The organism is Synechococcus elongatus PCC 6301 (assembly GCF_000010065.1).
Classification (GTDB): Bacteria; Cyanobacteriota; Cyanobacteriia; order Synechococcales; family Synechococcaceae; genus Synechococcus; species Synechococcus elongatus.
This window is the reverse complement of the sequence record NC_006576.1, coordinates 1396850-1421926: the sequence shown is the minus strand read 5'-3', so window position 1 is coordinate 1421926 and position 25077 is coordinate 1396850. Positions and strand designations below refer to the sequence as shown.

Sequence of the window (25077 nt, the reverse complement as noted above, 5' to 3'; positions counted from 1 at the left end):
AATCCTCAGTATAGCGATCGCGATTATTGAGCTGGGTTAGGGCGTGGGCGGTGCCGCAGGTTGTGTGGGAATGGACTGCGGCGGTTGTGGCGATCGCGGTTCGTTCAGCAGTCGAGTGGCAAAGAAGCCGCCGAGGATTGCCACCAAACTAACGATCGTGATCGCGATCGCGCGGCTGATGCCAGCTTCCCGTTGCTCTAGCGTCTGGGGTCGATCGCTGTGGCCCTGAAAGAGCTCATCCGAGAGCCAGTCCATGGTTGCTTTGAAGTTGTGGAGTGGAGTCGGCAACAGCTCCAAGTAGGTTGCCTTGCGGAGCAATGATCCGGGCTTGCCCGTGACACGGTAGCGATTCAGCAGATTGGCCACCGCATTGTCGATCCCCAGTCCCATCAAGGTGCCACGCAGGCTGACTTTGGCAGGACTGAGGGGCTGATTATGGCTGAGTGCCAAGAGGTTATGGGCGATCGCAGCACCCTGTTGATAGGCCACTTGCGCCAGTCCGGGTTGCGGCTGCTCCTTGACCACGGCGCAGTCACCCGCCGCAAAGACCTCGGGATAGCCCAGGAGTTGCAGGGTCGGCAAAACGTAGGGCATGCCATGGCGATCGCGATCGCTGGCGGGAATCTCCAACTGCGATAAAAGTGGATTATTGCTGACCCCTGCTGTCCAAATCACGGTGCCCCGCACCTGTTCCAAGGCGTCCGTTCCCGACCGGCGGTACTGTAATCCCTCTGGCGTTACTGCTTCGACTGCAACCCCCAACAGCAATTCAACGGGCATTTGGCGCTGCTGCAGCTCTTCCAAGACCAGGTCGTGCAGGCTGGCATTGGCGTCGCCCTTGAGAATTTCTGGACTGCGATTGACCAAGATCAGGCGTAGGTCTTGGGGATCGCCGCCCAGTCGGCCATAGTGCAGCGGCAGCCAATCGGCCAAGAGGGCCACCATCTCAATCCCGGAGGGGCCTGCCCCCACCACTGCGATGGTCAACAGGTCTCGGCGCTGCTGGCGATCGTGGATTTGGCTGGCTTTTTGCAGCCGCTGCCGCAGGTGCTGCTCCAGCTTCACGACATGATCGCGATCGCGAAAGGCAAAGGCATAGTCGGCCGCCCCCGGTGTGCCAAAGTAGCCTTGGGTTGCTCCCAAACCCAGTACCAAGTGCCCGTAATCAAACGTCAAACCTTGGGCTGTCGTCAGCGATCGCTCGACCAAATCGATGGCGCTGACCGCATCCTGGATAAACTCCACCTCACTGCCCTGCAGCAATTCTTCGTAGCGCGGCCAGACTTGCTCGTCGCTCAGTTCACCACTGAGGAAGTCGAATAGGAGTGGCCGAAAGATGAAGCGATCCTTGGGATCAATCAAAATGATCGGCGCTGGGTAATGGCGATGGCGTAGGTGCAGGGCGCAGAACAGGCCGACAAAGCCACCCCCCACAATGACCGTTGGTTTAGCGATCGACGTAGAGGCAATCATGGGTCACTCGACGAGAGGAGAGCGGCTTGGAGGCGATAGAGCTGAGCTTGGCCGGTAGTTCCCGCTGGTAGGAGCGGGCGATCGCCCAGGTAGATTTGATCTCCGACGAGGGAGAAGTCATCCGCCGACCACGCATGGTCATTCAGCCGCGTTAGCAGCTCAGGCTGGGCAAGCTCCGCTGGCAGGGTCAGCACTGATTGAATGCCGTAGTAAAGGCGATCGCCTTGGAATTCCCAGCGCGGCAAGGGGTAGTTAGCCGGTGGATTGGAGAGCGCTTGGCCAACCGTTCGGGGCGGAATTGTCAGGGTTTGCAGCGTCGCTACTGACTGTTTTTGGCTGATATGCAGCGCTGCTGTATTGTGCAGGCCGAAGGTGCCGCCCAGCTGTGCCCCCATTTCGGCCTGAATGCTGATGAAGCCTAAAACCAGCAGGGCCACAGCACCGTAGCGCAAACTGACTTGAGCGCGGAGCCTCGCTCGCCAACGATAGCGTTCTAGCCCTCGCCAGATGGTCAGCAGCACGATCATGAACAGGGAAAAAACACCGCCGACGCCGTGCAGATACATGGTCTCCAGCGCCGGTAAACCCCAGGGACTGACGGCACCGGCAGGCGGTTCAGCCAGCAGCATTTCGAAGAAGCCGAAGGCCACGGCCACGAAGGTGATCAGAGCAGCAGCCAGCAAGTTCCACCAGCCTAGGTCGTAGTAGGCAGCGCGATCGGGTTTAATCTGCAGCAGGTTGTAAATCGGCTGCAAGAGCCCGTGACTGGTGGCAATCAGGTCAAAGATCAGGGCGATCGCAAACAGTCCAATCGTGAAGTGCACCAGATTGGGATGCACCGGCAGCGCGTAGGGTAGACCATTTAGCCCCAGATCCAGTCCGCTGCTCCAGTCGGGTTGCGTCGCCAGTAATGGCCGGATCATCAGCGCACCTCTCCAGTCAGATTAGGACGCCCAGCACCGGCGTCAGGCAGTTCAGCACGGCTGGCGGTCGCCACCGGCTCAACGTGGATTCCGTAGACCCAATACATCGTGGTGCCCAGTAAAAACTGGTAGCAGACCAGCACGACCACGATCGCTTTGAAGGCCAGCACACCCTTGGAAATACGGGTGCGATCGCGCGATCGCTCAATGCCCTGCCAGAGGGCTAGGTTGGGCAGCAGCAACAGCAGCAACCAGCCCACAGCGAGATGGCGATTGATGGTGGGTTGAGCCGCTTGGGAAGGCTGGGCCAAACCAATTTCAAATTGGCCAAAAAGAATGGCAAAGAAAATCGCGATCGCCGCCACCACCAGGTTCCACCAGCCTGCATTCAGCAGGCTTTGGCGTTTGCTGATCAGCCCAATGACCTCGAACAGAAACGAGATAATCACCATCGCGATCACAAAGTGCACCACGATCGCATGGAGTGGATCGGGGTAGGGCAAATTGGTCCGATTGAGGAGAAAGTCCAAAATCAATCACTCTCCAGCGCGAGGATCAGTCGGGTTTTCAGCTTGCTGGCTGAGCTGCAAGGCTGGCGCTTCCAGATCGCGGAATTGACCACTGCGCCAAGCCAAGAAGAACGGCAACACCACTGCTAGCCCAAACCAAACCAACATCAGCACGTTGACGGTGGTGACCTGCCGCGCTTCCGTCAGGCCATCAATCTGATCGATCGTTTCCTGGGTCAGGTTGGGGACATCCCGCAAATAGTCGTAGGTCCAGCGCTCGATAGGGCCGTCGTAGGGTTCCTTCCAGGCCCCGAGCGTTTGTAGGTAGACGACCAGATCAGAGCGATCGCGATCGCTGAGGAAATCAAAGCTGGGCATCGTCGCATTGGCAAATTGCAAACGCGGATTGCGCAGCAGCATCGACAACTGGACAGCGCCCTCGGCTCCCAGATACTTGCGACCAATGTTGGTCAGATCCGGCCCTTGCCGTTCTGTGCCCATCAAATGGGGGCGATCGTAGACGTAGTCATTGGGCAGCGAGGGACGGGTGCCGTGCAGATAGGGAGAATCGATCCCCAAGGGCCGCACCTGCTGGGTGTGGCAGTAGAGGCAACCATTTTCGATGTAGACTTGGCGGCCCCGCAGGGCAACTTCGCTATAGGGTTGCAAGCCCGGAGAGGGCACCGTGTCGCCGGCAATTCGAATCGAGAGCTCGCTGATAGTGAACACACCCACACAGAGGACGAGGAGGCCGAAGATCAGGAAGTAGAGGCGTCTCATGCTTCTTCTCCTGGAACCAGCCAGACTGGGGAGTCGATTGCCGGTACTGCCTCTAATGCAGGCGATCGCCAGGCATAGATCAGGTTCCAAACCATCGCCAACTGCCCGCCAATTAGGAAAAGACCGCTGTACATCCGCAGGTAGTAGTAGGGGTAGCGCAGGGCAACGGTTTCACTAAAGGGCACTTGCTGGAACCAGCCCACCCCTTCAAAAAAGGCGGCCCCGTAGATCGGCAGGATGTAGAGCGCGCAGCCAATCACAAACATCCACCAGTGCAATTTCTGCAGGACGGCGATCAGTGGCCGGCGCATCCCCCGTTCCACCATCAGATAGAGCAGGGCATTCAGGGCTGGTGTCGTGAAGCCGAGGAAGGCGAGGTGAACGTGGGCGATCGTGTTGTCAGAGAAATGCTGAATCACGGTGAGTTCGTGCCAAGCCAGCATGGCTCCCGAGGCTGAAGCCCAGAAGTAGACAGAGCCAGCAAGAACCGCGAAGCGCACGGCAATGCTGTCCAAAATGGCGCGCCACTGGCCCCAAATAGTGCCCCAGAGCGACACCGTCGACAGGACAAAGGGCAGTGTCATACCAAAGGCTGCGAAATAGCCCATCATCGTGATGAAGCGCGGTACCGGACCATAAAGTAAGTGGTGGCCGCCGTTCCAGATGTAGAAGCCGGCAAAGGTCCAGAAGCTCAAGGTAGCGATGCCGTGGGCAAACAGTTGGCGATTCAGCAGCCGTGGCACAACGTAATAGGCGATCGCCAAGCCCGCTCCGGTCATAACGGAGCCGACTGCATTGTGGCCGTAGTACCAGTTGATGACCGCGCCTTCGGCCCCGGCATTACGACTGAGGTTGGCGGGAATATAGATGAAGTCAAAGGCGATCGCGAATAGAAAGAAGTACCAGACGCTGACAAACAGGCCGCTAACCCGCCGCTCGAAAGCCGTGAGCACCAAACAGAGCGCTGTGAGATTCACCGTGATCACCACCGCTAGGTTGATGCCACGCACCCATTCCTCGTACTTTGCGCCTTTGGTCCAGCCTAGGCTAACGCTGACGAGCCCCAGCAAAACGGCGATGTGATAGGCCCAGCCACTCAGGGCACCCAGTTCACCCAAGATGAGCGATCGCTGGCAGACGCGCGGCACGATGTAGAGCGCTGCGCCAATTTCGCCACCAACAATCCAGCCAAACAGAATGGTGTTGACATGTTCGGGGCGCACTCGACCAAAGCCGAGGGGAGCTGCACCCCCCAAGAAATCGGGGTAGGCCAGCTTGATCGCTGCGATCATGCCAAGGCACATGCCCAGAATCATCCAGACAAGTGCGCCCCCCAGCCAGACCCAAGCTGCATGATCAGGTTGAGATTCACTCAGCGTTGAACTGCCCGCCAGTCGTGCTAGCCAAGGAGGCAAACGACGAAACCCGGCTGGGCTCGCGATAGTCATACCGATAGTTCAAAAAACTGCCCCCAGTATCCACAGGCAATCCTGATTCGGCAATTTTCTCTGCGGAAAGCTTAAGGTCTGCTCCGTTCGTTCACTCGTCATTAGGAATAGTTCCGTTGCTGTTGATCTCAATGCGATCGCTGCGGCTGAGTAACTATCAATTTGGTGAGGGCGATTGCTGCTGCCATGGCATTTTGGCCTACGCCTGTCGATCCCAGTTGAGAGAACGGGTAGTTTCCCTTGATCCTGTTAGTGGCCTAACCCATTGATGCTGTGAAATCGCAATAGAAGCTGGGACAGATCTGAGGCGATCGCTTGGTTGAGTGAGGGGTTAAAAATCAACCCAAGCTGCCTACCTTCCGCTGGCTGGACGGGAATGCTTTCGATGGAGCCTAAGACACTCCTTCTTGCCCGCTGACGAGATCAAGATAGGCGGTCCAGCAGAGATCTGGCCCGATCGCTTGCCACTGCGATCGCTCGACTTTGAGGGCTTGATCCATTCGCAGTAAACCCAAATCACCGACAGGGCTATAGCCAGGCGGGCCACCAATGAGTTTGGGGGCAATGAAAGCCAGCAGCTTCTGGATCAGACCTTCTCGCAAAGCCGCTGCCGCCAAAGTACCGCCACATTCCCAGAGCAGGGTCGAAAGACCGCGATTGAATAACTCAGCACTGACTTCACTCGGCGTGAGGGGCGATCGCACAACCACTTCTACGCCTTGGTCTTCGAGTTTCCGCCAGCGATCGCGATCGGCAGTCTCTTCAGTAAAAACGAGTGTTGGCGCAATGTCGGTCTGCCAGAGGTTAGCCTCTAACGGCAAATCCAAACGGCGACTCATCACGACCCGCAGGGGATGGCGATCGCTGATGTCATGACAAGTCAGACGGGGGTTGTCCAGCCGCACTGTATTGCCGCCCACAATCACTGCATCCACTTGCGATCGCAGTGAGTGAACTTGGCGACGTGATTCAGGACTGCTGACCCAGGCGCTATGCCCTGTACTGGCGGCGATCCGGCCATCCAAGGTCATGGCGTACTTGAGAATGCCAAAGGGACGACGCTGAGTCACCCGCCAAACAAACGCTTCATTCATTTGCTCACAGGCGGCTTGCTCGACGCCGACCGTGACTTCGATGCCTGCTTGCTGAAGTCGCGCAATGCCACCACCGGTCACTCGGGGATCAGGGTCAACCATGCCGACTACAACCCGCTTTAGACCAGCGGCGACGACTGCTTCGCTACAAGGCGGCGTCCGGCCATAGTGATTACAGGGTTCAAGATTGACGTAGAGCGTTGCTCCCCGAGCGCGATCGCCCGCTTGTCGCAGGGCAAACACTTCGGCATGGGGCTGACCGGCGGCCGGATGGAAGCCTTCACCCACGATTTCCTCGCCTTGGACGATGATGCAGCCGACCATCGGGTTGGGGGCGGTTTGTCCAGCTGCTTGGGCTGCTAGTTCCAAACAGCGCTGCATGTACTGGCGATCGCGATCACTCATGCCCGATCGCAGCCCATTCTTTGACCATAAACGGCGGCACCGTCAGTGCCACTTCCTGGTCGAGCTGCAGCCGCAGTGGAGTCACGCGATCGAGAAGCGGCAATAGCGCTTCGCTATCGAACTCCGCCACATTGGCGCTGAGCTGAGCATCCAGATCGGTCACATTGGGCAATGCCAGTTGCTGTCCGGTTTGCTCCACGATCAAGGGCGTCTGTCGCGAGAGCCGCACCGCTGGAAACCCCACTAAGCGCAGCCGTGATGCTAGGCGATCGCTGCCTTGGCGACGTTCATAGAAAATCACCTGCCAAGATTGATCCCTTGCATCGCGCAGACTTTGCAAGGAGCGAATCATTTCGCGATCGCCCGCTTCGGGATAGTGATGGATCGCCGCGATCGCGGGCAAGCTCGGACTCCCCAACAGGAGAAGCAAGCACCATCCCCATATCAGCCAATGCATCGCTTTAATCCAGCTGTGCCGTTCACTATTTCATTGTGTGCATAGGCTGACGCCGCGATCGCCTTGTCAGCTTTCGAAATTCAGTGTTACCTTCAAAGCAAGCCACGCTAATCGAAGCAGGCTTTCACTTCAGGGGTTCTGAGGTCAATTAATGAAATACGACGTTGCGGTCTACATCGGCCGTTTTCAGCCTTTTCATAATGGTCATTTATCAGTGGTTCAGCGATCGCTTGAGGTCGCGCAGCACCTACTGATCCTGACGGGTAGTCATTTAGCATCCCCCGATACTCGTAATCCTTGGAGTTCCGAGGAACGCGAAGAGATGATTAGGGCAGCATTGCCTGCCAATTGGCAAAAACGAGTCAGCTTTATCCCCATTCGTGACCATCTCTACAGTGACAATCTTTGGCTGACTGAAATTCAGCAAAAAGTTCTCGAAGAAGCTGGCGAAGAAGCCCGCATTGTTTTAGTCGGTCACCGTAAAGATCGCAGTAGCTATTACCTTGATCTCTTTCCCCAGTGGGATTTTTTGGAAGTGCCGCGACTAGAAGCAGTTCACTCCACTGCGATTCGTGATGCTTATTTCAGCGGTTCTGAAGAGTCAAACTATGCCGCTGCTTTACCTGCAGGTGTTGCAGACTATCTGACGGCGTATCAGCAAACAGGTCGCTATCAATGGCTACGCGATGAGGCTGATTACATCAAAGGCTATCGGCAAGCTTGGGCTGTCGCACCCTACGCGCCCACTTTTGTGACGACTGATGCGATCGTGATTCAGTCGGGGCATGTGCTGGTCGTTCGTCGCAAGGCACGTCCAGGCAAGGGCCTGATTGCATTGCCAGGAGGCTACATCCAGCTAGATGAAACCGTTCTGGAAGGAATGCTGCGGGAACTACGCGAAGAGACAGGATTAAAAGTTCCGAAGCCTGTTTTGCAAGGATCGATTGTTGAAATTCGCGTCTTTGATGCACCGCAGCGATCGCAACGGGGACGGATCATTACCCATGCCTTTTGCATTCACCTCAAACCGGGACCTTTACCATCTGTGCGTGGTGGCGATGATGCCGAAAAAGCTTGGTGGATGTCACTCGCTGATCTCTATGCTCACGAAGATCAATTTTTCGAGGATCACTTCCAAATCATTCAGCATTTTGTGAGTCGAACTTAGTGCTGCTGAGATCAGTGTTAGGTCGCTGTATAGCTGGACTTCAAGAGCTTTAGCCTCTTGTTTTGGTAGTCATTTTGTCCTGACAGCTCAGTCTGGAGAGACCGGGTGAGTTGTCCTTGACCTCATCGTTGCGGAGCGCAACTGATTATGGACCTCAATCTTCTGTTCGATACCGACTCATACAAAGTCAGCCACTGGCTGCAATATCCTGCCGATACGACTGCGATCGGAGCTTATTTAGAAAGCCGGGGTGGAGATTGCTCGCACACGCTCTTTTTTGGCTTGCAATATCTACTACTGCGTTATTTCTTCCAGCCAATCACTAGCGCTGACATTCAAGAAGCCGCCGCGCTGTTTCAAGCGCATGGGCTGCCTTTCAATCAAGCGGGCTGGCAACGAGTTTGCGATCGCTATGGCGGGTATTTACCTTTACGAATTCGGGCTGTCCCGGAAGGTAGCCTTGTCCCCACCGGCAATATCTTGCTGACAGTGGAATCGACCGATCCTGAATTGGCTTGGCTGGCCACTTGGGTTGAGACACTACTGCTGCGGGTTTGGTATCCGATAACTGTGGCTACACGCAGTTGGCAGCTTCGGCAAATCATTCAGCAAGCGCTGGAGCAATCAGCCGAAAATCCAGCAGCTGAAATTGACTTCAAACTGCATGACTTTGGATCACGCGGGGTATCGAGCCAAGAAAGTGCTGCAATCGGCGGGCTGGCTCATTTGGTCAACTTTCAAGGCACTGATACGATCGCTGCGTTACTGGCAGGACAGCGCTATTACGATTGCGCGATCGCTGGCTTTTCGATTCCGGCGGCGGAGCATTCAACGATTACGGCTTGGGGCCCATCGGGTGAGTTAGATGCTTACCGCAATATGCTCGATCGCTTTGCAAATCCGGGATCTGTGGTGGCTGTTGTATCGGACTCCTATGATCTCTGGCATGCCGTCGATCAGCTTTGGGGTGAGGATCTCCGCGATCGCATTTTGCAATCGGGAGCAACCGTTGTCATTCGGCCTGACTCAGGCAATCCTGAGCAGATTGTGCCGGAATTACTGCGTCGTTTGGCCGCTAAGTTCGGCTGCGATCGCAATCAGAAGGGTTATCAAGTTTTGCGATCGGTGCGGGTGATTCAGGGCGATGGGATCACAGTGGACAGTCTGCCCAAAGTTCTGCAAGCGGTTATGGCCGCTGGCTTTAGTGCCAGTAATGTCGCTTTTGGCATGGGTGGCGGGCTGTTGCAGCAGGTCAATCGCGATACCCAACGCTTTGCCTACAAGTGCAGCTGGATCGAGCGATCGGGACAAGTGATTCCCATTTGCAAGCGACCAGCCACGGATCTGCGCAAGGCTAGCAAAGCAGGACGCTTGGATTTAATTCGCGATCGCGAGGGGCAATACCGAACAGTCTCGTTACTGACGTCAGAGCCTGACCCGCAATCCTGCCTGCAAACGGTGTTTGAAAATGGTGCGATCGTGCGGCGACAAAGCTTGCAGGAAATCCGCGATCGCGCTCGTTCTGAGACACGCTAGACACTGACGTGAATCAAACGCGATCGCCTGATCTGGAGTAACAGACTCGCTACAGTAGGGCCATGATTAAACCCCGTGCCTTTCGTCGGATTGAAGATTGCGATCGCTGTCTGTTTGCCAGCGACCATCCAATGCAGCCTTGCTTGGCGCGACGAACAGCTCCTGTCGGCGATCGCTGTTTGGATTTTCGCCCTCATCCCTCTGAATCAGACCCACAATTGCGCGATCGCTGAACCTCAAGTAGGTCATGAGCAGAGCCGCTAGAGATCGGGGATGATAGCCCCGAAGCATCGGAATCTCAGATCGTGCAGATCACGGCAGCAGCACAGCACGACTACCAACAGGCGATCGCGGCTTATCAAGCGGGAGAGTTTGAGGCGGCGATCGCTCAACTGGATCGGCTGCTCGGTGACGTTCCCGATTGGGCGGCTGCGCTTGGCTTGCAAGGTTTGTGTTATTACTGCTGCGACCAGAGAGAGACTGGAATTACGCTGCTGCGCCGAGCGATCGCGCTCGATCCCACGGATCCAACTCACTTCAACAATCTCGGTAATCTCCTGCAACGGCAGGGCCACCTCACTGAAGCCCTAGAGCGGCTTACTCAAGCGCTGGCGATCGATCCAACCCATGTGGCAGCTCGTTTCAATCGCGCCATTACCCTGCAAAAACTCGGCGATCCAGCGACGGCTCTGCAGGACTATCAACAACTTTTGGAGGCAGATCCCGACAACCCTGAAATTCGCTATAACAGCGCCCATGCCGCCCTCGCGATCGGGGACTGGGACTTTGGTCTACCCGCCTACGAAGCTCGCTGCCAACAACTTCAACACTTTCCCGAAATTGAAGCCTCGCTGAAACTACCGCGTTGGCAGGGGCAAGACTTAGATCAACAAACGCTCTTGGTCTGGGGAGAACAGGGCTTTGGCGATCGCCTGATGGGGGCGCGATGGATACCTCTGCTGCGCCAGCGCTATCCCCAAGCCCGCATCGTTTGGCAGACTAGCCCGTCTTTAGTCCGGCTCTTTCAAACGCTGGCGGACGATCGACTCATGGTACTGGCCGAAGGGGCTGAGTTACCTGTCTGCGATTGGCAAGTGCCTTTGCTGTCGCTGATGTTGATTTTTCAAAGCGATCGCAACCGCTTGCCTTGGCATGGCCCTTACTTCTTCCCACATAAGGGTGATTTCCTACCAGCAAGCGATCGCCCCCGACTGGGACTTGTTTGGAGCGCGGGTCGCAATCCGGCGCAATCGGCGGAATTTGCCGCTAATAAAAGCTGTCCGCTGGCATTGCTCTGGTCGGTGCTATCGGTGTCCGGCTGGGACGTTGTCTCGCTCCAAGTTGATGAGGCACGGCAGGATTTACAGACGCTTTCGGATCCGCTGCTCGATCTCGGCAGTGAGATTGGCGATTTTCAGGACACCGTCGATCGCTTAGCCCATCTGGACTTACTGATCACGGTTGATACGGCGATCGCTCATCTCGGCGGCATGATTGGGCTACCGACTTGGGTGCTGCTGCCCGCAGTTCCCGATTGGCGCTGGGAACTTTCTGGTGCCACTACGCCGTGGTATCCCAGCCTGCGACTGTTCCGACAACCCAGCCCCGGTGATTGGTCAGGGGCGATTGCGGAACTCCAAACGGCGCTGGCTGAGTTTCAACCGGCTCCCCAGCACTGGGACTATCGAGGCGAGTTATCCATAGCGGATTGGATTCAAGCCGCCGATCGCGCTTTCACCGCTCAGAACTGGCCAAGAGCTGAATGGTTGATTCGACAGGCTGTGGCGATCGCCCCCGAGGAGCCGTCCTTTCATCGCGCTTTAGGTCGCAGTCTCAAGCAGCAGGGCGACTACGCCGGTGCGGCCCAAGCCCTCGCGATCGCCTGTGAGTTAGCCCCCACGCAAGCGGAGTTCTGGCACGAGCGATCGAGTTTGGAGTACTACGACAATCAGTTGACCGCTGCGCTGAACAGTCTGAATCAGGCGATCGCGTTGCAAGGAGCGACTGCCGATCACTTGATTAGCCGAGGTGTGCTTCACTATCGTCTGGGTCAATTCCCCGAATCCTGCGCCGACTACGACGCTGCCGCTGCGATCGCTCCTGAGAGCCCACTGCTGCGCTGCAATCGCGGTTTCTTACAACTGCACTGGGGCAACTGGCTGCAGGGCTGGCCTGATTTAGAAGTGCGCTTCGACTTCCAGTCCGATCTTGATCCATTTCAGTACCGCCAACTGGCTCCGGCTTGGCAGGGTGAACCGCTTGGTCAGCAAACACTCTTGATTTGGGGTGAACAAGGACTGGGTGATCATCTGCTCTTCTGTCGATGGCTCCCAGAACTACGCCTGCAGCATCCCCAAGCCCAGCTCATTTTCGTCACCGATCCGCTGCTGGAGCGGCTGATGCAGCAACTGGCGGACGATCGCCTTCAAATTTGCTGCTTGGATGAACCTGTCCCAGCCTGCGATCGCCAAGTGGCGCTGATGTCGTTGCCCGCGATCGCGCAAACCACACCCGCAACGGTGCCTTGGCGCGGAGCCTATTTCCAAAGCAGTATGCCGCCCCTGCGCTGTGCCGAGACGCTCCAAGTCGGCTTTGTTTGGGCTTCCGGCAAGCGATCATCCCCAGAAACCGCTCGCCTTTACCGCGAAAAAAGCTGTCCGCTCAACGAACTGCTACCGGCGCTGCTAGCTGTCCCAGCGGTTGATTATTACAGCTTCCAAGTGGGCGCTGACGTGGCTGAACTGCAACCTTGGTTAGAGCAGAGCGATCGCCTATTTGACCTGAGTGAGCAACTACAGGATTTTCAAGACACGGCCGACTGGCTGGCGGAAATGGATGTGCTGATTTCTGTTGATACCGCAGTGGCGAATCTAGCGGGGATGATGGCGCTGCCCGTCTGGACACTCCTACCCGAACCCGCCAATTGGCGCTGGGGCCTCACGGGTCATACGACGCCTTGGTATCCGAGCATGCGCCTCTATCGCCAGACCCAACGCGGTAATTGGAGTGGCGCGATCGCCCAAATTCAACAGGATTTACAGCAGCTCAGCCGCGATCGCGACTGTCTCGTGACTTAGGTCTGCCATGCCTGCAGCAAAGGATAGTCTGCCGCGAGCAACAACTCCCGCAGTAATGGCAAGCTCAGGCCAATCACATTGGTGTGGCAGCCCTGAATTTCAGCAATGAACAGCCCGCCTTTCCCTTCCAAGGCAAAAGCACCCGCACAAGCCAGTGGTTCGCCCGTCGCTACATAGGCTTTGATCTCGGCATCTTCTACTTCGGCAAAACGGACTCGCGTTGTCCCACAGGCCAACCAGCGACGTTGACTGGCTGAATCAATCAGCGCATGTCCGGTATGGAGTTCGCCCCACTGACCGCGCATCTGTTGCCAGCGAGCGATCGCCTCAGCTGGGCTCGCTGGTTTACCGCAAATTTCACCGTTGATCGCCAAGACCGAATCGCAGCCTAAGACCAGCGCCGGTTCTGTTTGCGATCGCGCCACACTGGCGGCCTTGCGAAAGGCTAGCTCCTGCACCAAAGCAGGCGGATCGTTCAGTTGTACCAAGCTTTCATCAAAGTGACTGGGCTGTACCTCCACCGTCAGCCCCACCGTCGCCAACAGTCGACGACGAGCAGGCGAAGCCGAAGCCAAAATCAGGCGTGGAGTCGTCATCACAGGAGCACGGGCCAAGCAGGTCATTGCCCCAATCCTATGATCCAAGAGTGACCTTCTAGTGCTGTGGCCATGTCTGCTGTCCTGTCGGGGGGATTGAATTTCCCTGCCAAAACCCTGCGTCGAGCGACCCGAGCTGCGGCTTGCTCCCCCTTTCGCCTCGGACTGTTTTTGGCACTGCGGCAAACAGCCGTGCCGCTGCAGGATATTGCGGGAACTGCAGGCATTGCCCAGGGCTACAGTCGGCGCAACCTGAATGAGCTGATTGCTGAAAACGAACTGATGTGGCTGATGCAGGTGGGACTGCTCCGGCGTGAGGTGGATGGACAAGGGCTGACCAATCGCTTTCGTCTCACGCCCCTCGGACAGCAGTTGGTGCTGATCTGGCAACAGCAGGGCGATCGCCTCCCGCCTGCGGGTCTGCGCGATCGCTTTTACAATGCGGTGTGCCGCTGGTTGCGGTTGCCGTTCTAAGGGGAAGACTCATGCCGGCGCTGATGGTCGTGGGTTGCACCTCCCACGCAGGTAAATCCTTGATCACTGCGGCGATCTGCCGTTTACTGCGGCGGCAGGGTTGGCGGGTTGCGCCCTTCAAGGGGCAAAACATGGCGCTCAATGCCTACGTAACTGCTAGTGGCGGGGAAATTGGCTACGCTCAAGCCTTTCAAGCCTGGGCAGCGGGAGTCGAGCCGACGATCGAGATGAATCCGATTTTGCTCAAGCCTCAGGGAGATATGACCTCACAGGTTGTCCTCAAGGGACGGGCTGTTGGGCGGACTTTGGCCGAGCGCTACTACCAGGACTACTTTGAGGTGGGCTGGGAGGCGATTTGCGAGGCTCTCGAACAGCTGCAGGCTGACTACGACTGGATTGTCTGCGAGGGAGCTGGCAGTCCGGCCGAGATTAACCTCAAGCATCGCGACCTGACTAATCTCCGAGTGGCCAAACACTTGCAAGCGCCGACCCTGCTGCTGGTCGATATCGATCGCGGCGGCTCCTTCGCGCACCTAATCGGCACCTTAGAACTCCTTGACCCCGATGAGCGATCGCTGATTCGGGGCTTTGTCTTCAATAAGTTCCGGGGGCGGCGCGAACTCTTGCAATCGGGGCTGGATTGGCTGGAGGAACGGACGGGAATTCCTGTGCTCGGAGTCATCCCCTGGATCGATCGTGCTTTTCCATCTGAAGATTCGCTGGATCTGATGGAACGGCGACGCCGCAAAACCCAAGCGGAAGTGACGATCGCAGTGATTCGACTGCCTCGGATCGCCAATTTTACCGACTTTGATCCGCTGGAGAGCGAGCCATCGGTGCAGGTGCGCTACGTCGGGCTGCAGGATGAGCTCGGCTACCCCGATGCGGTGATTCTGCCCGGTTCAAAGACGACGATCAGTGACCTACTGGATCTGCAGCGATCGGGCCTGGCTCAAGCGATTCGAGACTATGCAGCGGCTGGCGGCACTGTGCTGGGCATCTGTGGCGGCTTCCAGATGATGGGCCAGCACATCCTTGATCTAGAGGGGACAGAAGGGATCGAAGGACAGTTTGAGGGACTGCATCTATTCCCCACCCAGACTTGGTTCACCGCCGAAAAAACCTTGCGGCAGCGGCAAACCACGGCGCGATCGCCCCAAGCAGGGCTGCCGATCACCGGCTACGAAATTCACCAAGGTCAGACCCGCCTCGACAGCGACAGCGAAGAGTTCCTGCCCATTTTTGACGATCCCAAACTGGGGCTCTGCGATCGCAATGGCAATCTCTGGGGCACCTACCTGCATGGCATCTTCGACAACGGTGCTTGGCGACGGGCTTGGCTGAATAGTCTGCGTCATCGACGCGGTCTCAAAGCTCTGCCGACCAGCATCGGCCACTACCAAGCCCAACGGGATGACCTGATCGATGCCCTATCGGATGCGGTGGAGCCCTACCTCAACCTCTCTCCGTTGTTGACGGCACTCTAGCCCGCGATCGCGCACTGGTTCCAGCGGGTTGAGGTGTTCCCGCTCCAGATCCCGATAAGATCGAAGGCTGGAACCAGCACGGCAGTATGGGCAGCAGCTTCGGCCATCTTTTTCGCATCAGCACCTTCGGTGAATCCCACGGGGGAGGCGTCGGTGTAGTTATCGATGGCTGTCCGCCTCGGCTGGAAATTTCCGAAGCCGAAATTCAATTTGAGCTCGATCGCCGCCGTCCGGGTCAAAGCAAAATTACGACGCCGCGCAAAGAAGCGGATCAGTGCGAAATTCTCTCGGGAGTCGTCGATGGCAAAACCCTCGATACGCCGATCGCGATCGTGGTACGCAATAAAGACCAGCGATCGCAGGACTATAGCGAAATGCAGGTTGCTTATCGGCCTTCCCATGCGGACGCCACCTACGACGCTAAGTACGGTATTCGGGCGGTTGCAGGCGGGGGGCGCTCCTCAGCGCGGGAAACGATCGGTCGCGTAGCAGCTGGCGCGATCGCCAAGAAACTGCTGCGGGAAATTGCCGGTGTTGAGATCGTCGGCTACGTTAAACGGATCAAGGATCTGGAGGGGCAGATTGATCCCGAAACCGTGACGCTGGAGCAAGTCGAAAGCACCATCGTCCGCTGCCCCGATGAGGCGATCGCACCGCAGATGATTGACCTGATTGAAGCGATCGGGCGGGAAGGGGATTCTCTCGGTGGTGTGGTCGAATGCGTGGCCCGTCGCGTTCCTCGCGGTTTAGGCGAACCCGTCTTCGACAAGCTGGAAGCGGATTTGGCCAAAGCTTGTATGTCCTTGCCCGCCACTAAAGGCTTTGAGATCGGCTCGGGCTTTGCTGGAACGGAAATGACTGGCAGCGAACATAATGACGCCTTTTACACCGATGAGCAGGGTCAAATTCGCACTCGCACCAACCGTAGCGGCGGCACCCAAGGCGGCATCAGCAACGGCGAAAACATCGTGATTCGCGTGGCTTTCAAACCGACTGCGACGATTCGCAAAGAGCAAGAAACCGTCACCAACAGCGGCGAAGCCACCACTCTGGCTGCGCGGGGCCGCCACGATCCCTGTGTCTTACCGCGGGCAGTGCCGATGGTGGAAGCGATGGTTGCCCTTGTCCTTTGCGATCACCTGCTGCGCCAACAAGCCCAATGCAGCTGGTGGTAAGTTCAGCGCCTTTGATAGCGGAAGCCAGCACCTCTGCCGAATGCGGTTTGTAGGCCCTGCTGGCCTTGTGGTGGCGGTAACCCTCACCGTATGTTGCCTTGAGCAAAGTCGTGCCAGTACTGCGCTGCAGGTCTGGTGACCTTGAGAATTTGGTCGGGTTGGCGCGCGGCTGGCCAGAAGATCACCTCGTACCGCTCAATCGGATTCAGGTCATTTTCTGATTCAGGAACTTCTTCTGCCTCGCCAAACTGCTGTGCGGAGAAACGAACTCGGTAAGAACCAGGTGCGATCGGAATGGGATACCAAAGCTGACCCTCCCAATCAGAGAGCCCCAGCGTTCCAGTCTCGGGCATGGTGAATGGCGCCTCCACGATTTCTTCCCACGATTCATCAAGGTCAGGAGGAAGGCTGGCAAGCTTCACGCTGAGCCGCACAGCCCCACTGTGGAGGCCAAAGGTTAAAAACAGCGTGGTGGGATAGGCCGCACCCAGCAACCCATTGACCTGTCCTTTGCGGACATTTTCAGCGAAGTCATAGGTGCCTTTGATGTGGATGTAAGCCTGTCTGTAGTGCGCATACAGGACACCATCAAAGATCGTTTGCATTGGGTGAGCAGAGTCAATCGTCATCAAGCCTCAGGTTGCCCGTCCTCGAGCTCTGTCCCACTCTGGCGCTTTCTGGATGCAGGTCAAAATCGCGAGAACGTCTGCACCAACTGGCTAGGTTGCCCGCGATCGCGTTCCTCTCTAGCGACAGGATGGACGGTCATCTTGACCAGAATGTTTGGCTTTCAGGGCTCGGGTCCTCGTTGCAATTTCACATCCAGCGCTTTGTGGGGACAGCAAGACAGCCCTGTGCGGCAGAATACAGAAACTGTGATCTGCAACACTTGCGCCGACCTTGTCATCTGACATTTTGCTCCATGCCTACAGCCCTCTTGTCGTTTGGATGGGCGCTGGCCTGGCACTCTGTCGATGGTTACCGAAGCTGCTGCCCCATTTGCTGGGCCGCTTTTTGTTTTGGGTCGGGATTCCCCTCCAAGTTTTTGCACTCTGTCGTCATACAGACTTTTCGCAGGCGCTGTCTGTCTCGTCCTTAGTGACGTTGGCCGTCCTGTGCACTGGCCTGAGCCTAGCACTGCTGATCTTCCCTCTCCTGCGGCGTTGGCAGCCCCAGTGGGTTGGTCTGGCTTCAGAGGTTGATGCAGTCACCGAAGCGGCTCGGCAAGGGAGTTTTACCCTCGCCGTGATGCTGGGCAATGTCGGGTTTATCGGCCTCGCTGTCGCTCCTTCACTGGTCAGTGCGCCCTATTTGGGCTGGCTGGTGCTCTATAGCGTCGCCCACAACATTGCCGGTACCTACGGGGCAGGGGTTTTGGTCGCCAGCCATTTCAGCCCCAATGAAATCACCCACAACTGGCGATCGCGCTTGATCTCTTTGCTCCGCCTCCCTTCGATTTGGGCGATCGCGTTGGGAGCCCTGATGCAGGGTCAAACCCTGCCGAGCGGACTGGAAACGACCGTTCAAACAGCAGCTCATGCCGTCGTGCCTGCTGCTCTTGTCCTCGGTGGCTTGCGCCTCCGGCAACTGCAGGGTTGGCGCAGTTTACGACTGGCGTTGCCGCCGGTCTGCGTGCGGATGCTCGCGATACCGCTGCTCGCTGGCCTGGTGCTAACGCTTGTCGGCCTGCAAGGGGATAGTCGCTTGGCGATGGTGCTGCAAGCAGGCATGCCTACGGGCTTTGCCGGGCTGATCTTGGCGGAAGAGTACAACCTCGATCGCGAACTCCTGGCCAGCAGTATTCTGCTCTCGACTCTGATGCTGTTTCTGACTTTGCCGCTCTGGGTCTGGCTGTTTGGCTCGTCAGTCTAGGTAAAGTGCACGGATGGATTCCGGCCGTTCTACAGGAGAGGAACTTGGTGTGGCGGGGCCATCGCTGTCATCCAGCCATGCAACGAGTCCTGCACTCCCGGCAAAGAGGGACAGGAGCGGAATGGGGGTTGTCCAAAACCAAGCGATCGCGATTGCCCCACAGAGCAACCCTAGCCAGATCGAAAACCACTGCTGCTCAAAGGGACTAAGACCCTGAGTTTTCTTGATCGCAATCAGTACCTCTGCTGGGATCGGCTGCGGAAGAACGGCACCTGGCGGAAAAGCCCAAAACTGGCGACATTCGATAAAGACGTCGGTCCAGCCATGCTCTTGGCACCAATCCGCGATCCATTGGGGGTGATAACGCAAGGACAGGGACATCGACCGGCTCAGCAGTAACTTCCCTGACCTTAACAACGCTGCTTGAAGCTGATGACAAGTCGGTACAAAATTTAGCGCAAGCCAAAGCAAACCCAGAGAAATTCTGAAGCTGTGCGGTTGAAATTTAGGTAGATTTACGCGGTTAGATCAATCACAATCTTGCCCGCTCCCTGCTGTCTTTCTAGGAACTGATGAGCCTGGCTGATCTCGGAGATTGGTAAAACTTGACCAATGTGAATATGCAGCTGCTCTTGATCAAACCAGCGACTTGCCGTTGTCAAAATTTGGGTTTGATGCTGACGGGCTTCTGTCACGCGCTGGAGTTGGGGCGTCAACATCAGCTCCAGACTGATGCGGAGATTGCGATCGCGGGCGACTTTCCAGTTTGTGGCGGCATCTGGAGCCAGAATTGTGACCAGATCGCCATAGAGACGGACGGCAGGAAAGGTTTGCTCTAGCACCGCTCCACCCACGGTATCGAAGGCCAAATCCACGCCTTTGCCATCGGTCCAGTCGAGCACAGCGGCGACCCAATCGCGATCGCGGTAGGGAATCACAAAATCCGCGCCGTAGTGTCCCGCGATCGCCGCTTTTTCTGGAGTACTGACCGTGGTTGCCACCCGTGCCCCGCGCAATTTGGCTAACTGGATTGCCAAGTGCCCCACCCCGCCGGCACCAGCATGGATTAACACCGTTTGCGCCGCTTGTAGGCGACCGCGATCGTAGGGGGCTTCCCAAGCTGTGATTAGGGCCAGTGGCACGCCTGCTGCTTCGACAAAACTCAACCGCTCGGGCTTGGGTGCTAGCCAGGCCTGATCGACAACGGCGTAATCAGCATAGGTTCCGGGTTCGAGCCCTAAGCCGCCATGGCAAAAGTAGACTGCATCCCCCACCGCAAAACGATCGACGGCACTGCCAACGGCTGCCACCCAGCCTGCCCCATCACAGCCGAGAATGGCGGGTCGGCGATCGGGGTCAAAACTGCCGCGCTGCCGGAGTTTTGTGTCGATTGGATTCAGTCCTGCCGCCTGCAACTGCACCAACACCTCGCTGGGATGCGCGATCGCGGGCCAAGGCAGGGATTGGAGCTGCAATTGCTCGGGACCGCCCGGCATTTCCAGAACAACAGCTCGCATGGTGTTAGACATCATGGTTAACGTGCGTAATCGTGAACTTGGCAGGGATTAATGCGATAAGCAGGATAAATCAATCGTAGGGGCTCAACCGTAGCCATCCTTATCGAAAACTTGTTAATGTAAAGAAAGGTTAAACAGTTCAGCGGTTCTTGGAACCGTGCCCATGCTCACGTTAATCAGTGAGATTCAGCCCAGTAGCCATCGCGATCGCCATACCCTATTTTGCGATTTCGATGGGCCCTTACTCGACGTTTCGCGCCGCTACTACTGTACCTATAGCTTGGCCCTACGGGAAACCCAAAAGGAACTGGCTGCACTCGGTGAAGTTTGGCGTCCTCGGCGGCTGAGCTTCCGTCAGTTTTGGTCCATGAAACAGGCGCACCTGCCAGACCCCGCGATCGCACAGCGATCGGGTCTAGCCCCTGAGCACTTTGAGCGCTTCCTCAAGCATGTGCGATCGCGGGTTAACCAACCGGGATTACTCAAGCTCGATCGCCTACAACTGGGTGTTCGCTGGGCATTTTCTCTGATTCAGCAAGCCGGACTCGATCTGAGCATTGTCACTCTCCGCCCGGAGGCAGAAGTCCGAGAAATTCTGCAGCGGGAACATCTCGACCACTGCGTCACCGAAATCTTTGGAGGAGACTCGGATCTGACTGCCTACGAAAACCCTGTCTCGATCAAACGCCAGATCCTAGGTCAGGCGATCGCTGCTGCCAACGCAGCCGGTCGTCCAGGGCTAGCGATGGTCGGTGATACCGAAGCGGATGTACTGGCCGCTCAAGCTCATGCTGTGCCGGCAGTTGCCCTGACCTGTGGCATTCGTAGTCGCCGATACTTGGAAGGCTTGGAACCTGACGCGATTTACCCCAACTTGCTGATTTTTTGCCACCAGCAACTGCGGGTTCTGCAACCATCCTAGATGCCATCACGTTGGATCAGCCTTCGCTTTTCTGCTACAGTAAAAATCTGTGCATCGGGATGTAGCGCGGCTTGGTAGCGCACTTCGTTCGGGACGAAGGGGTCGCAGGTTCGAATCCTGTCATCCCGATTGATGCCATTCAATACACTGACTTACTGGCTGCCGAACTGAGCTTTGGCTTGCTTGTAAACCTCTTCGTCAATCTCGGTAATGCCGCGATCGCTGGCGAACTTTTCAATCTTTTTGCGGGCCGCTGGGCGCACGAAAAAGGGAATTTCCTTGAGGCATTGTTCGGCAGCAGGGGTCCAGTTCATGGGCATTCAGGGTGCAGCGATCGCCTTTGATTGTGACCCAAAGACCGAACTTTCTGAGCTGAACTGGGTAGAGAACCTGAGGCACTCCGACTCGCAGCAGCCTCATTTTGCGATCCTGACTCGTACAGGGTCAGTCCTGAGCTGAAGAGTCAGTCCAGTCCAGCCAGCTTTGCTCATCCTGACTAGGGCGACGCCAGGCCAGTTTGGCGCAGTAGCGGGGCAAATGATTCGCTTCAGCAGATTGGAGTTCCAGCAGGCCGGCTTCTGTCAGGCGTTGGAGCAGGGCTTTAGCCCAAGCTTCCGGTTGCTCCTGTCCGCGATCGCGTCCGAGGGCGATTGCTCGCTCGAGGGTGAGGTCACGATGGCGCAATGCCCGATTAACCAACAGTCGCTCCTCATCGGGTAACTGCAGCAATTGGGTCATCGAGAGTCCGCCAGATTTGCGGGTCATGGCTAGTCACTGATCAAAGCATGCGCTAACTGACGAAGTTCAACGCTGATTGGATGCTGGGGTTGGTCAATACAAAGTAAGCCTTGACTCGCTAGGTTCAGAACCTCATCAGCTAACGGGAAAAGGGCTCCCACTGGGACGCCGTAGTTGCTCTCAACTTTGGCGCGGACTTCAGCAAAGTCAAAAAAGCTGGGCACTTTGTTGACGGCAATCAGCATCTTCGGTACATCCAGCTTTTTAGCAACCTGAACCGCCACTGCAGTGCCGAGATAATCCTGGCGATCGGGACGCATGAGCATCACCAACCCATCGGAAATCGCGATCGACAGCAGAGTTTCCTCGTTGATGCCGGGGTGGGTATCGATTAGCAGAAAGTCGAGATTGAGGGTTTCCCCAAAGGCTAGGAAGCCATCGTTGAGGTTACCGACGTCGTAGCCCTCGCGCAAAATCTTGGCAATCTTGGAGGCATTGAGGCTGGAAGGAGAGAGCAGAATGCGTCCACCTGCTTGTTCAACCGCTGCCGGTGTGACATCGTAAACAGCTTGCTCGATCGTGCATTGTCCCCAGAGAAAGTCATTGAGTGACTGATCAATGTCTTCATCTCGAAGGCCCAAGATGATGTGAATGCCTGGAGATTGAATATCCGTATCGACCACACCGACGCGATGCCCTTGGAGTGCCAGGGTGGTGGCGAGGTTGGCGGTCATGTTGGATTTGCCCGTGCCACCCCGAAACGAATGTACGGAAACAATTTGAGTCATGGTGGATCTCAAGTTCAGGGTCAGCAGGACGACACTATTGTCAGCGATCGCCCTCGCGAAACTGTTATAGGGTAACGAAGGGGAAGCTGCTGCAGAGATTATGACCTTGCTATTGGCCGGGGATATCGGCGGAACCAAAACGAATTTAATGTTGGCGATCGCCTCTGATTGCGATCGTTTAGAACCGCTCCATCAGGCCAGTTTTGCCAGTGCGGCCTACCCTGATTTAGTGCCGATGGTGCAGGAGTTTTTGGCTGCCGCACCCTCCGCCGAGGTGCGATCGCCAGTTGTGGCTTGTTTTGGCATTGCCGGCCCCGTTGTCCATGGAACCGCGAAGCTGACGAACCTGCCTTGGCAGCTCTCTGAAGCGCGGCTGGCGAAGGAATTGGGCATTGCGCAGGTGGCGTTGATCAATGATTTTGCTGCGATCGCCTACGGCCTACCCGGCTTGACCGCCGAAGATCAAGTCGTTGTGCAAGTCGGTGAAGCCGATCCGGCGGCTCCGATCGCCATTCTGGGGGCAGGAACTGGCTTGGGCGAAGGCTTCATCATTCCCACAGCCCAAGGCCGCCAAGTGTTTGGCAGCGAAGGTTCTCACGCTGACTTTGCGCCGCAAACCGAACTGGAGTCCGAGTTACTGCATTTTCTACGCAATTTTTACGCAATCGAGCATATCTCGGTCGAGCGAGTGGTCTCCGGCCAAGGGATTGCAGCCATCTACGCCTTCCTGCGCGATCGCCATCCCGACCAAGAAAATCCAGCCCTTGGGGCGATTGCCTCGGCTTGGCAAACGGGCGGCGACCAAGCCCCTGATCTGGCAGCAGCCGTATCCCAAGCAGCCTTGAGCGATCGCGATCCGCTGGCCCTACAAGCCATGCAGATATTTGTCAGTGCTTACGGGGCGGAAGCCGGCAACCTCGCGTTGAAATTGCTCTCCTACGGCGGGGTCTACGTCGCCGGCGGGATTGCGGGCAAAATCCTGCCGCTCTTGACTGATGGCACTTTTCTGCAAGCCTTCCAAGCCAAGGGACGGGTGAAGGGGCTGCTGACGCGGATGCCTATCACGATCGTCACGAACCACGAAGTCGGGCTGATCGGGGCTGGACTGCGGGCGGCTGCGATCGCTACTCAACCATGAAAGTTCTGATTCTCGGCGGCGGCTACACTGGTCAGCGCCTCGCCCAACTCCTCGCTGCACAATCCATTCCAGTCCTCGCCACCACGCGATCGGGTCAGTGGCCGCTCGATGAGCCCTGTGTGACCTTCGACGCTGGTTCCACACCACTGCTGTTGCCCGATCCAGCAGCATTGGCAGGCGTCACCCATGTGCTGAGCACGATCCCGCCCCTCGGTGACGGCGGCGATCCAGTTCTGTCAACGCTTCTGCCCACGCTTCAGTACCTATCGCTGCAGTGGTGCGGCTACCTGTCAACGACCGGCGTCTACGGCGATACCCAAGGTGCTTGGGTCGATGAAGACTCGCCCTTGCAATCGACCAACCGGCGCTCGCAGCAACGGATTGCGATCGAAGCCCAGTGGCTAGCCAGTGGCCTACCTGCTCATATTTTTCGGCTGCCTGGCATCTATGGCCCCGGACGCAGTAGTTTCGATCGTTTGCGCCGTGGCGATAATCAGCGCCTGCTTAAACCTGGGCACGTCTTCTGCCGCATCCATGTCGATGACATTGCGGCGGCGCTCTGGGCCTCTCTGCAGCAGCCCAATCCAGGCAGGATTTATAACGTCAGCGATGATTTCCCTTGTGAGCCAGCCCTCCTGATCGAAGCAGCCGCCCAGCTAATGGGAGTTGAGTTGCCGCCGCCGCTGCCTGTGGATGCCGTGGAGCTCAGCCCAATGGCGGCCTCTTTTTGGAGTGAATGTCGGCGCGTCCGCAACGATCGCCTCAAGCAAGAACTGGGTGTGCAGCTGCGCTACCCCAGCTACCGCGAAGGACTCGCCGCAATATGGGCGGCAGAAAATCACGAGGAGCCGATCCCTCGCTAGGGCGTGGCAGGGGCGATCGGATGGGCTGCTAGCACCGCCGGAAGTTGCCGCAGGATGGCTTCAATCCGTTCGCGATCGGGCCAGTTTAGCTCGTGGGCTGCGGGTTCAAAACCGTCATCGCGACGCCAGTACAGCGTTTGCTGCTGGGGATCGTAGCGACATTCCCAGATCGATTCTCCCCAGCACCCACAGGCGAGGAATATGCCCTGTTCTTGACCAAAACTGACTGCTTGAGTCGCCCAGAGCGGTGTGGTTGCCATCCCCCAGCTACTGCTGTGGCCTTGAACGGCCCAAAAGCAGCAACTTTCTGCGTCGGCCGGCCAAGCCTCGTTGGCTAGGTAGCGCCAGCGAGGCAGATGCTGTTCGACGAGGGACTGCAAGGCGGCATTGAGTGCAATCTGTACCAACCTTGGCCGCCTCTTCTAGTCTTCGTGATCTTCAAACGGATCCTCTAGCTGTTTGGAGGGAGGTCCGAAAGAGGTGTAAATCGAAAAACCAGTCAGCGCCAGCAAAATCACCGCGAAGGTGATGGCGATCGAAAGACCAGGAGAAGCTTCCATCATTTTGTCTTGGGGGGAGAGCTCGAGGTGGGGAACCGGGAGCGGTATGATATCACTATCGCAAAAGCCGTCCAGAA

27 protein-coding genes and 1 tRNA gene are annotated in these 25077 nt (G+C 57.1%); 12 read left to right on the top strand and 16 right to left on the bottom strand.

The window, feature by feature from the left end:
- Window positions 1-36 precede the first annotated feature (36 nt).
- The 7 genes from SYC_RS06950 to SYC_RS06920 all read right to left on the bottom strand — a co-directional run bounded on the left by SYC_RS06950 (window position 37) and on the right by SYC_RS06920 (window position 7089).
- Window positions 37-1473 carry an NAD(P)/FAD-dependent oxidoreductase gene (locus SYC_RS06950; protein ID WP_011243625.1) on the bottom strand — a complete coding sequence of 479 codons (1437 nt, stop codon included), beginning with the start codon at window positions 1471-1473 and terminating at the stop codon, window positions 37-39.
- Entirely contained in the window at window positions 1470-2396 is a 927-nt protein-coding gene (locus SYC_RS06945) for a DUF2231 domain-containing protein (protein WP_011243624.1), read from the bottom strand. The genes SYC_RS06950 and SYC_RS06945 overlap by 4 nt, the downstream gene beginning before the upstream one ends.
- A complete protein-coding gene (locus tag SYC_RS06940; protein ID WP_126147177.1) occupies window positions 2396-2926 on the bottom strand; it encodes a DUF2231 domain-containing protein in 531 nt (176 codons plus the stop codon). The genes SYC_RS06945 and SYC_RS06940 overlap by 1 nt, the downstream gene beginning before the upstream one ends.
- Before the next feature lie 6 nt (window positions 2927-2932).
- Window positions 2933-3685, bottom strand: a complete 753-nt coding sequence (locus tag SYC_RS06935) for a cbb3-type cytochrome c oxidase subunit II (protein WP_011243622.1) — start codon at window positions 3683-3685, stop codon at window positions 2933-2935.
- Window positions 3682-5133: a cbb3-type cytochrome c oxidase subunit I gene (locus tag SYC_RS06930; protein ID WP_041676993.1), complete on the bottom strand. Its 1452-nt coding sequence runs from the start codon at window positions 5131-5133 to the stop codon at window positions 3682-3684. Before SYC_RS06930 ends, SYC_RS06935 begins: the two co-directional genes overlap by 4 nt.
- 392 nt (window positions 5134-5525) lie before the next feature.
- Complete coding sequence (gene ribD / locus SYC_RS06925) at window positions 5526-6632, bottom strand: bifunctional diaminohydroxyphosphoribosylaminopyrimidine deaminase/5-amino-6-(5-phosphoribosylamino)uracil reductase RibD (protein WP_011243620.1); 1107 nt, start codon at window positions 6630-6632, stop codon at window positions 5526-5528.
- A complete protein-coding gene (locus SYC_RS06920; RefSeq protein WP_011243619.1) occupies window positions 6625-7089 on the bottom strand; it encodes a DUF3122 domain-containing protein in 465 nt (154 codons plus the stop codon). Before SYC_RS06920 ends, ribD begins: the two co-directional genes overlap by 8 nt.
- Window positions 7090-7240: 151 nt before the next feature.
- On the opposite strand from SYC_RS06920, the gene SYC_RS06915 reads away from it, so the two are divergent.
- The 4 genes from SYC_RS06915 to SYC_RS06900 all read left to right on the top strand — a co-directional run bounded on the left by SYC_RS06915 (window position 7241) and on the right by SYC_RS06900 (window position 12870).
- The gene (locus tag SYC_RS06915; RefSeq protein WP_011243618.1) at window positions 7241-8257 is read left to right on the top strand and encodes a bifunctional nicotinamide-nucleotide adenylyltransferase/Nudix hydroxylase; all 1017 of its coding nucleotides are present in this window, start codon (window positions 7241-7243) and stop codon (window positions 8255-8257) included.
- Between the two features lie 147 nt (window positions 8258-8404).
- Window positions 8405-9793, top strand: coding sequence for a nicotinate phosphoribosyltransferase (locus SYC_RS06910; RefSeq protein ID WP_011243617.1), 1389 nt, complete (start codon window positions 8405-8407; stop codon window positions 9791-9793).
- A 62-nt stretch (window positions 9794-9855) separates the two neighbouring features.
- Window positions 9856-10026, top strand: coding sequence for a hypothetical protein (locus SYC_RS13995; protein WP_011377493.1), 171 nt, complete (start codon window positions 9856-9858; stop codon window positions 10024-10026).
- A 72-nt stretch (window positions 10027-10098) separates the two neighbouring features.
- Window positions 10099-12870 (top strand): tetratricopeptide repeat protein, encoded by a 2772-nt coding sequence (locus tag SYC_RS06900; RefSeq protein ID WP_011243616.1) that lies wholly within the window; start codon window positions 10099-10101, stop codon window positions 12868-12870.
- Here the strand turns inward: SYC_RS06900 and SYC_RS06895 are convergent.
- Window positions 12867-13466: a nucleoside triphosphate pyrophosphatase gene (locus SYC_RS06895; RefSeq protein WP_173282566.1), complete on the bottom strand. Its 600-nt coding sequence runs from the start codon at window positions 13464-13466 to the stop codon at window positions 12867-12869. The genes SYC_RS06900 and SYC_RS06895 overlap by 4 nt on opposite strands.
- A 72-nt stretch (window positions 13467-13538) precedes the next feature.
- Between SYC_RS06895 and SYC_RS06890 the strand changes: the two genes are divergently transcribed.
- From SYC_RS06890 to aroC, 3 genes are all read left to right on the top strand, one after another.
- Window positions 13539-13940 (top strand): Npun_F0494 family protein, encoded by a 402-nt coding sequence (locus SYC_RS06890; RefSeq protein WP_011377495.1) that lies wholly within the window; start codon window positions 13539-13541, stop codon window positions 13938-13940.
- A gap of 11 nt (window positions 13941-13951) precedes the next feature.
- Window positions 13952-15427, top strand: coding sequence for a cobyric acid synthase CobQ (gene cobQ, locus SYC_RS06885; RefSeq protein WP_011243613.1), 1476 nt, complete (start codon window positions 13952-13954; stop codon window positions 15425-15427).
- Window positions 15428-15513: 86 nt separating this feature from the next.
- Window positions 15514-16602, top strand: a complete 1089-nt coding sequence (gene aroC / locus SYC_RS06880; protein ID WP_011243612.1) for a chorismate synthase — start codon at window positions 15514-15516, stop codon at window positions 16600-16602.
- An 83-nt stretch (window positions 16603-16685) separates the two neighbouring features.
- On the opposite strand, the gene SYC_RS06875 is transcribed toward aroC, so the two are convergent.
- Window positions 16686-17231: a hypothetical protein gene (locus SYC_RS06875; protein ID WP_011243611.1), complete on the bottom strand. Its 546-nt coding sequence runs from the start codon at window positions 17229-17231 to the stop codon at window positions 16686-16688.
- A 271-nt stretch (window positions 17232-17502) separates the two neighbouring features.
- Here SYC_RS06875 and SYC_RS06870 point away from each other — a divergent pair, with 271 nt between their 5' ends.
- Window positions 17503-18474 (top strand): AEC family transporter, encoded by a 972-nt coding sequence (locus tag SYC_RS06870; protein ID WP_011243610.1) that lies wholly within the window; start codon window positions 17503-17505, stop codon window positions 18472-18474.
- Here the strand turns inward: SYC_RS06870 and SYC_RS06865 are convergent.
- Window positions 18466-18855 (bottom strand): hypothetical protein, encoded by a 390-nt coding sequence (locus SYC_RS06865; RefSeq protein ID WP_011243609.1) that lies wholly within the window; start codon window positions 18853-18855, stop codon window positions 18466-18468. The genes SYC_RS06870 and SYC_RS06865 overlap by 9 nt on opposite strands.
- A 134-nt stretch (window positions 18856-18989) precedes the next feature.
- Entirely contained in the window at window positions 18990-20006 is a 1017-nt protein-coding gene (locus SYC_RS06860; protein ID WP_011243608.1) for a zinc-dependent alcohol dehydrogenase family protein, read from the bottom strand.
- Between the two features lie 148 nt (window positions 20007-20154).
- Here SYC_RS06860 and SYC_RS06855 point away from each other — a divergent pair, with 148 nt between their 5' ends.
- Entirely contained in the window at window positions 20155-20913 is a 759-nt protein-coding gene (locus SYC_RS06855) for an HAD family hydrolase (RefSeq protein WP_041676991.1), read from the top strand.
- Window positions 20914-20968: 55 nt separating this feature from the next.
- A tRNA-Pro gene (locus SYC_RS06850) sits at window positions 20969-21042 on the top strand.
- Window positions 21043-21065: 23 nt separating this feature from the next.
- Here SYC_RS06850 and SYC_RS06845 read toward each other — a convergent pair.
- From SYC_RS06845 to SYC_RS06835, 3 genes are all read right to left on the bottom strand, one after another.
- On the bottom strand, window positions 21066-21233 hold the full coding sequence (locus SYC_RS06845; protein ID WP_011243606.1) for a PCP reductase family protein: 168 nt from the start codon (window positions 21231-21233) through the stop codon (window positions 21066-21068).
- Between the two features lie 124 nt (window positions 21234-21357).
- Window positions 21358-21678 carry a hypothetical protein gene (locus SYC_RS06840; protein ID WP_011243605.1) on the bottom strand — a complete coding sequence of 107 codons (321 nt, stop codon included), beginning with the start codon at window positions 21676-21678 and terminating at the stop codon, window positions 21358-21360.
- Window positions 21679-21680: 2 nt separating this feature from the next.
- Complete coding sequence (locus tag SYC_RS06835) at window positions 21681-22439, bottom strand: MinD/ParA family ATP-binding protein (protein ID WP_011243604.1); 759 nt, start codon at window positions 22437-22439, stop codon at window positions 21681-21683.
- A gap of 100 nt (window positions 22440-22539) precedes the next feature.
- On the opposite strand from SYC_RS06835, the gene SYC_RS06830 reads away from it, so the two are divergent.
- On the top strand, window positions 22540-23577 hold the full coding sequence (locus SYC_RS06830; RefSeq protein WP_011243603.1) for a glucokinase: 1038 nt from the start codon (window positions 22540-22542) through the stop codon (window positions 23575-23577).
- Window positions 23574-24440, top strand: a complete 867-nt coding sequence (locus SYC_RS06825) for an SDR family oxidoreductase (RefSeq protein WP_011243602.1) — start codon at window positions 23574-23576, stop codon at window positions 24438-24440. Before SYC_RS06830 ends, SYC_RS06825 begins: the two co-directional genes overlap by 4 nt.
- Here SYC_RS06825 and SYC_RS06820 read toward each other — a convergent pair.
- Window positions 24437-24847, bottom strand: a complete 411-nt coding sequence (locus tag SYC_RS06820; protein WP_011377501.1) for a hypothetical protein — start codon at window positions 24845-24847, stop codon at window positions 24437-24439. The two genes, SYC_RS06825 and SYC_RS06820, sit on opposite strands and share 4 nt — an antisense overlap.
- Window positions 24848-24862: 15 nt before the next feature.
- Window positions 24863-25003, bottom strand: a complete 141-nt coding sequence (gene psbN / locus SYC_RS06815; RefSeq protein WP_011243601.1) for a photosystem II reaction center protein PsbN — start codon at window positions 25001-25003, stop codon at window positions 24863-24865.
- Window positions 25004-25077: the final 74 nt, after the last annotated feature.